The 7,198-nt window shown below is 46.2% G+C and carries 4 protein-coding genes and 1 pseudogene; 4 read left to right on the top strand and 1 reads right to left on the bottom strand.

All coding sequences use genetic code 11. The features are described from left to right. The 4 genes and pseudogenes from thiO to ACRC32_RS01325 all read left to right on the top strand — a co-directional run. A pseudogene (gene thiO, locus ACRC32_RS01340) lies at positions 1-1,937 on the top strand (glycine oxidase ThiO); the annotation flags it as partial. A 158-nt stretch (positions 1,938-2,095) separates the two neighbouring features. Then, complete coding sequence (gene psb34 / locus ACRC32_RS01335; protein ID WP_039716353.1) at positions 2,096-2,275, top strand: photosystem II assembly protein Psb34; 180 nt, start codon at positions 2,096-2,098, stop codon at positions 2,273-2,275. Positions 2,276-2,787: 512 nt separating this feature from the next. Continuing rightward, positions 2,788-4,473 (top strand): dihydroxy-acid dehydratase, encoded by a 1,686-nt coding sequence (gene ilvD / locus ACRC32_RS01330; protein WP_438552289.1) that lies wholly within the window; start codon positions 2,788-2,790, stop codon positions 4,471-4,473. Between the two features lie 141 nt (positions 4,474-4,614). Beyond that, positions 4,615-5,511: a carbohydrate ABC transporter permease gene (locus ACRC32_RS01325; RefSeq protein WP_438552288.1), complete on the top strand. Its 897-nt coding sequence runs from the start codon at positions 4,615-4,617 to the stop codon at positions 5,509-5,511. A 51-nt stretch (positions 5,512-5,562) separates the two neighbouring features. Here the strand turns inward: ACRC32_RS01325 and ACRC32_RS01320 are convergent, their stop codons facing one another. Then, complete coding sequence (locus ACRC32_RS01320; protein ID WP_438552287.1) at positions 5,563-7,170, bottom strand: sodium:solute symporter; 1,608 nt, start codon at positions 7,168-7,170, stop codon at positions 5,563-5,565. Between the last annotated feature and the right edge of the window lie 28 nt (positions 7,171-7,198).

The raw sequence follows: 7,198 nt of genomic DNA, 5'->3' as shown, positions 1-7,198 counted from the left end.
AAGCCGAACAAATCCCTCCAGGGGCAATGTTAGATCTGTGCTGGCGATCGCGATCGCTCTACCCCGAATGGACGCGCAAGCTAGAAGAAATTAGCGGTAAACCAACGGGTTACTGGGCTTGCGGCATTCTCGCGCCTGTGTATGAAGGAGCGAGGAGCGAGGAGCGAGGGGCGAGGGGCGAACAGATGACTTTCGACGACTCCCGACTCCCGACTCCCGACTCCCGATTCCCGACTTCTCCCGCTTACTATCTCGATAAAGAAGCAATCCACCTCTACCAACCAGGATTGAGTGAAGCAGTTAAGGGCGGTTGGTGGTATCCCGAAGATGCTCAAGTTGATAATCGGGCTTTGACTTTGGCTTTATGGTCGGCAGCAGAATCTTTGGGCGTAGATTTGCACGATGGAATTGCTGTTGAAGGCATTTTACAGCATCAAGGGCGAGTCATTGGCGTTCAGACTTCGAGTGGCAACTTCCCAGCCGATCGCTATATTCTGGCATCTGGTGCTTGGTCGTCAGAGTTGTTACCCTTACCCGTACGTCCGAAAAAAGGGCAAATGCTATCGGTACAAATACCAGATAGCGATCGCGGTGATGCGACTCTCCAACGGGTTTTATATGCCCCAGATGTCTACATCGTGCCGCGCCGCGAACGCCGGATTATTATCGGTGCTACCAGCGAAGATGTAGGATTTACCCCTTATAATACCCCGGCGGGAATTCAAGCTTTACTACAACGCGCTATTCGGATCTATCCCCAATTACAAGATTATCCAATTCGCGAATTTTGGTGGGGTTTTCGTCCTGCTACTCCTGATGAACTACCCATTTTAGGAAATAGCCCCTGCTCGAATCTTACCTTAGCCACTGGTCACTATCGCAACGGCATTCTCCTCGCACCCATCACTGCCAAGTTAATTGCTGACTTAGTTTGGGAGCAAAAATCGGAGCCTTTGTTAGATAGTTTTAGTTATTTGCGATTTATGAGAGGGAGCAATTATCAGTGACCAGTGACCAGTGACCAGTGACCAGTGACCAGTTAGCAGTGTCTTGTTCTCACGCACCACTCAACTACCAACTACCAACTACCAACTACCAATCATTTACAAATGCAAACTTTAGATCTACCACAGCAACAGTCCCTCGATCGCCCTTTAGTTATTGCCGATCGCACTTTTTCTTCCCGCTTGATGACTGGTACTGGTAAGTATCGTAATGTAGAAGAGATGCAGCAAAGCGTGGTTGCTAGCGGTTGTCAAATTGTCACCGTTGCCGTGCGGCGAGTGCAAACGAAAGCACCTGGACATGAAAATTTAGCCGAGGCTTTGGATTGGACAAAGCTATGGATGTTACCCAATACCGCTGGTTGTCAGACGGCGGAAGAAGCAATTCGCGTTGCTCGTTTGGGGCGCGAGATGGCGAAGGTTTTAGGACAAGAAGATAACAATTTTGTCAAGTTAGAAGTGATTCCCGATCCAAAATATTTGCTGCCCGATCCCATCGGGACTTTACAAGCAGCAGAACAATTGGTGAAGGAAGGTTTCGCTGTATTACCTTACATCAATGCCGATCCAATGCTGGCGAAACGGTTGGAGGAAGCTGGCTGCGTAACTGTGATGCCTTTGGCTTCTCCAATTGGTTCTGGACAAGGACTGAAAACAACGGCGAATATTCAAATCATCATTGAAAATGCTGGCGTGCCAGTGGTGGTTGATGCGGGAATTGGCACGCCTAGCGAAGCCGCGCAAGCGATGGAGTTGGGAGCAGATGCTTTACTCATTAACACGGCGATCGCTCAAGCTAAAAATCCCCCAGCTATGGCACGCGGCATGAAATTAGCTACCGAAGCCGGACGACTCGCCTACCTCGCCGGACGGATACCGATCAAAGATTACGCGATCGCCAGTTCTCCCGTGAGTGGCACTGTTACTAGCTAAAGCAGCTATTTCCCCGACTCTTGATTCCCGTACAGGCAAGTTTGGAAACCCGCCTCTGCCGACTCCCGCATATGTAAATTTTCTTAACTAAAGTAGGAGAGTATTTCTACCATTTTTTGTTAAAGTTAAGCAAAGCAAAAGTAGAAAGGACTTGATTCATGCCCTATACCACCGAAGAAGGCGGTCGTTTAAATAACTTTGCTGTAGAGCCGAAGGTTTACACGGCAGAACCACCGAGCAACGCTCAGAAGCGTAACTATATTATTGGTGGTGTTGCAGGTGCAGTTTTGGTTGCAGCTTTAGTCTTTGTTGCAGTAGCTGTCTCCGGTGCCAGTTAATATCGAGAGTTTTTTGAAAATTCAACCACTGATTTTCGCCAAATGCCCGACAATCGCGATCGCACCCACCACACGAGGTGAGAAAGCTAAACATTGAGGGAGTGTTAGGGCGAAATTTTTGTTTTTTGAATTGAGGCTTGCCGATCTTTATAGTGGCGCTTAACTGTCAACTGTTAACCGTCAACAACAAACAGTATTTACGACTTATTGACAGAGACTTGAAAGGCTACAGTGCGATCGCTGCTTTTTTACCACTCGTCAGTTAACAATTGCAGTCGATGTGAATTTGAAGATGTCAGAATCTTTGCTATCTCGTAGCAATCCAATATCCTTGTCGAGAGTAAGAAATTTAGTTGAATTTCCGCTCTCAACATTATCATTATGTAACTTTACTGTAAATGTCAGTATCTATCTGCGGCATGATTAAATCGTAAGAAGTTTTGTTACCAAGTCCAATCTTTTTTGCGACAATACAAAGTCTTCCCATACGATCGTATCCTCAAGGATAGAAAATGTCGGACAACCTTAGAAGTCAAGTTGTGACCCAAGGCGTGCAGCGATCGCCTAACCGTGCTATGTTGCGGGCTGTTGGCTTTGGTGATGCAGATTTTACTAAACCCATCGTCGGTATTTCCAACAGTTACAGTACCATCACTCCCTGCAACATGGGAATTAACGATCTTGCCCAACGTGCTGTAGCAGGAGTGCGTAACTCTGGGGGAATGCCGCAAATATTCGGTACGATTACCATCAGCGATGGTATTTCGATGGGAACGGAAGGGATGAAATATTCCCTCGTATCGCGGGAAGTGATTGCCGATTCAATTGAAACTGTCTGTAACGGACAGAGTATGGATGGAGTCTTAGCGATCGGCGGCTGTGATAAGAACATGCCAGGGGCGATGATTGCTATGTCGCGGATGAATATCCCAGCAATATTTGTCTATGGTGGAACAATTAAACCAGGACACTACAACGGCAAAGATTTAACAGTTGTCAGTGCATTTGAAGCTGTAGGACAATACAGTGCTGGCAAAATTGACGAAACAGAATTAATTGAAGTCGAACGCCGTGCTTGTCCTGGGGCTGGTTCCTGTGGTGGAATGTACACGGCAAATACAATGTCTTCTGCGTTTGAAGCAATGGGGATGAGCTTGCCCTATTCTTCCACAATGGCAGCAGAGGATGCAGAAAAAGCCGAAAGTACGGAAAAATCAGCCTTTGTTTTAGTTGAAGCCATTCGCAAACAACTTTTACCCCGTCAAATTCTCACTCGTCAGGCGTTTGAAAATGCGATCGCGGTGATTATGGCTGTGGGTGGTTCTACCAATTCTGTTTTACACCTACTGGCGATCGCCCATTCAATAGGAGTAGAACTCACTCTAGATGACTTTGAAACCATCCGCGCCCGCGTTCCAGTTATTTGCGATCTCAAGCCGAGTGGTAGATATGTAGCAACAGACTTACACAAAGTCGGCGGGATTCCCCAAGTGATGAAAATGTTGCTCGTACATGGTTTATTGCATGGCGATGCGCTGACAATTACCGGACAAACTATCGCCGAAGTTTTAGCCGATGTCCCCGATACTCCACCTGCTAACCAAGATGTGATTCGCCCTTGGGAAAATCCCCTTTACGCCGAAGGGCATTTAGCAATCCTGAAAGGTAACCTAGCAACAGAAGGTTCGGTGGCGAAAATTACGGGGGTGAAGGCACCAAAAATTTCGGGTCCTGCACGGGTATTTGAATCTGAGGAAGCCTGTCTAGCGGCAATTTTGGCAAATCAAATCAAAGCTGGAGATATCATCGTCGTTCGCTACGAAGGACCCAAAGGAGGACCTGGGATGCGAGAAATGCTAGCCCCCACTTCGGCAATTATCGGCGCTGGCTTGGGAGACTCGGTAGGATTAATTACTGACGGGCGTTTCTCAGGTGGAACATACGGCATGGTCGTCGGTCACGTCGCCCCAGAAGCCGCTGTAGGAGGTGCGATCGCCCTGGTAAAAGAAGGGGATACTATCACCATTGATGCTCGTTCCCGTGCCTTACACTTGCACGTATCGGATGAAGAATTAGCTCAACGTCGTGCTAGTTGGAAACCCCGCCCGTCACGGTATACTACAGGCGTGTTAGCAAAGTATGCCAAGTTGGTATCTTCTAGCAGTCTCGGTGCGGTGACAGATTTAGGTCTGGGTTGAGCGAAAGTTACTCGATCCCCCTAGCCCCCCTTAACAAGGGGGGAATTAGTTCTATTTGTAGTAAAACAGTTAGTTACCAATCACCAATTACCAATTACCAATCACCAATTACTAATTACCAATTACCACGCAATCAGTTCCATGCATAAATCCGTGCCTGTCAACTGGACGTTAATTCAACAGCGCCTCACTCCATACTTATTTTTACTACCAGCGCTGCTCGTTCTAGGGCTGACAGTCTTTTATCCTGCCCTGCAAGCATTTTATTTGAGCTTTACTCGCTACGAATACGACTTAACCCAAGCACCTGAATGGATTGGTTTCGCGAATTTTCAGCGTTTGTGGCAGGATAAAGTCTTTTGGCAAACTTTGGGAAATACAGTATTGTATTTAGCGATCGCCGTGCCGATTTTGGTAGCAATTCCTTTGGCTTTGGCGATTTTAGTTAACCAGAAACTACGAGGAATGCACTGGTTTCGCGCTGCCTATTACACCCCAGTTATTATTTCTATGGTCGTAGCAGGGATTGCTTGGCGGTGGCTGTACGCCCAGAATGGATTGCTGAATCAATTATTGAAACAAACTGGAATTTTAACTAGTGGTATACCCTGGCTGACTAGTCCCAGATTCGCCCTTTTTAGCGTCATCGCAGTGACAGTGTGGAAAGGACTAGGATACTACATGGTCATTTATTTAGCTGGGTTACAGTCGATTCCAGCAGAATTATACGAAGCCGCCGCGATTGACGGCTCTGATGGCGTGCGCAAACACTGGGATGTTACAGTGCCATTAATGCGACCTTACTTAATGCTAGTAGCCGTCATTTCTGCCATTTCCGCCACCAAGGTTTTTGAAGAAATCTACATCATGACCAAAGGTGGACCCCGCAACAGTTCTAAAACAATTGTTTATTACCTTTACGAGCAAGCTTTTGGCAGTAGTTTAGATATTAGCTATGCCTGCACGATCGGTTTGGTAATGTTTTTAATTATCTTGGTCTTGTCAATTTTGAATCTGAAGCTGTCGCCGAAGAATTAGCAGTGTAGAGACAGTTACATGTAACGTCTCTACACTTTCTTTTTCTCGCAATCAACTAACGACAAGGGGACTAAAAACAACCCAAAATACCAAGACGATCGCGGCGAGGATGAAACTCAATCTAACATTGAGATTGTGCGATCGATGCGAACCAGAAAACTTCTCCAACTCTGCATCTGAGTGCTGGAAGATTTCTAGTTGTCTCTGGTTTGGTGCAGCACTGGTTAAACTGACAAGTACCAAAATGGCAATAGAAATTACAAACAGCAGAATCGCGAAGTGTAAGAAATTGATCGTGGCATAGGCTACCAAAGGTCGCCAAGTTATCCAACCTGCTTTTACGGCGATTTCAGCAACAAATCGAATTGCACCCAAAATAAAACCAGTAATTAAGGTATTGAAAGCCGCCCTACCAGTAGCGCGTTTCCACAAGATACCCATCAAGAAGACAGCAGCAATCGGTGGCGAAACGTAGGCTTGTACTGACTGGAGATAGACGTAAAGCTGATTGCTCATCAACCCGATAAAGGGGAGCCATAGCAAACCAGTCACTACCAGTAGAATAGTCGAAATCTGTCCGGCTCGCACTAACTCGCGATCGCTTGCCTCTGGTTTCCACCTTTGGTAGAAGTCCATCACGACTAGCGTGGAACTACTATTAAAGACACTGGAAAGAGAACTCATCAACGCCGCTAGTAATCCAGCAATTACCAATCCCTTAATTCCAGGGGGGAGGAGATTATTCACCATCGTGGCATACATTCTGTCTGGTTCCACGTCGGGAAACAGAATTCTACCTGCGATACCTGGTAAGACGAGGATAAATACGGGTAAAAGTTTTAAAAATCCAGCAAAAATTGTCGATCGCCTTGCAACTTCAATATTAGGTGCAGCAAGGGTGCGTTGGACGATCATTTGGTCAGTACACCAATACCATACGCCTAAGATCGGTGCGCCGAATAAAATTCCCGTCCAGGGAAAATCGGGATGGTTGATGTCTTTCCACAAACTAAAAAAGTTGGGGTCGATTTTTTGGGACAAAGCACCAAAACCGCCGACATTAACAATCGCCGCCACAGTCAAGAAAATTCCCCCAGCAATCAAAACAAATGCTTGGAAGAAGTCAGTATAAATAACTGCTCTTAAACCGCCAAAAACTGTATACGCACCCGTAGCTACAATCAAGGCGATCGCGCCTAGCCAAATATTCCAGCCTAAAATTGTTTGCAGAACGATCGCACCTGCATAGACTGCTACGCTAATTTTTGTAAAGACATAAGCAATTAATGAAATTGCGGATAAATAGGTACGGCACTCACGATTAAAACGCCTTTCTAAAAACTCCGGCATCGTAAATACACCCGTGCGGAGATAGAACGGCACGAATAGCCAGCCTAATAGCAACAGCATAAAACAGGCAATCCATTCAAATTGCCCTACTGCTAGACCAGAACTAGCGCCGCTACCTGCTAATCCAATGAAGTGTTCGGCAGAAATATTACTAGCAAATAGACTTGCACCAATTGCTGCCCAACCAATAGTTCCACCGCCCAAAAAATATGATTTGCTAGTCGCTAAACTTTTCTGACTCGACCAATAACCAATCGCCGCTACACCTACAAAGTAAGCAACGAGAAACACGATATCTATAGCAGCCACCGTCTTCTCCTACAAATTTAAATTTTTT

Origin of the sequence: Chroococcidiopsis sp., assembly GCF_051657925.1 — a bacterium.
GTDB lineage: Bacteria > Cyanobacteriota > Cyanobacteriia > Cyanobacteriales > Chroococcidiopsidaceae > Chroococcidiopsis.
This window is presented reverse-complemented; position numbering and strand designations above follow the sequence as displayed.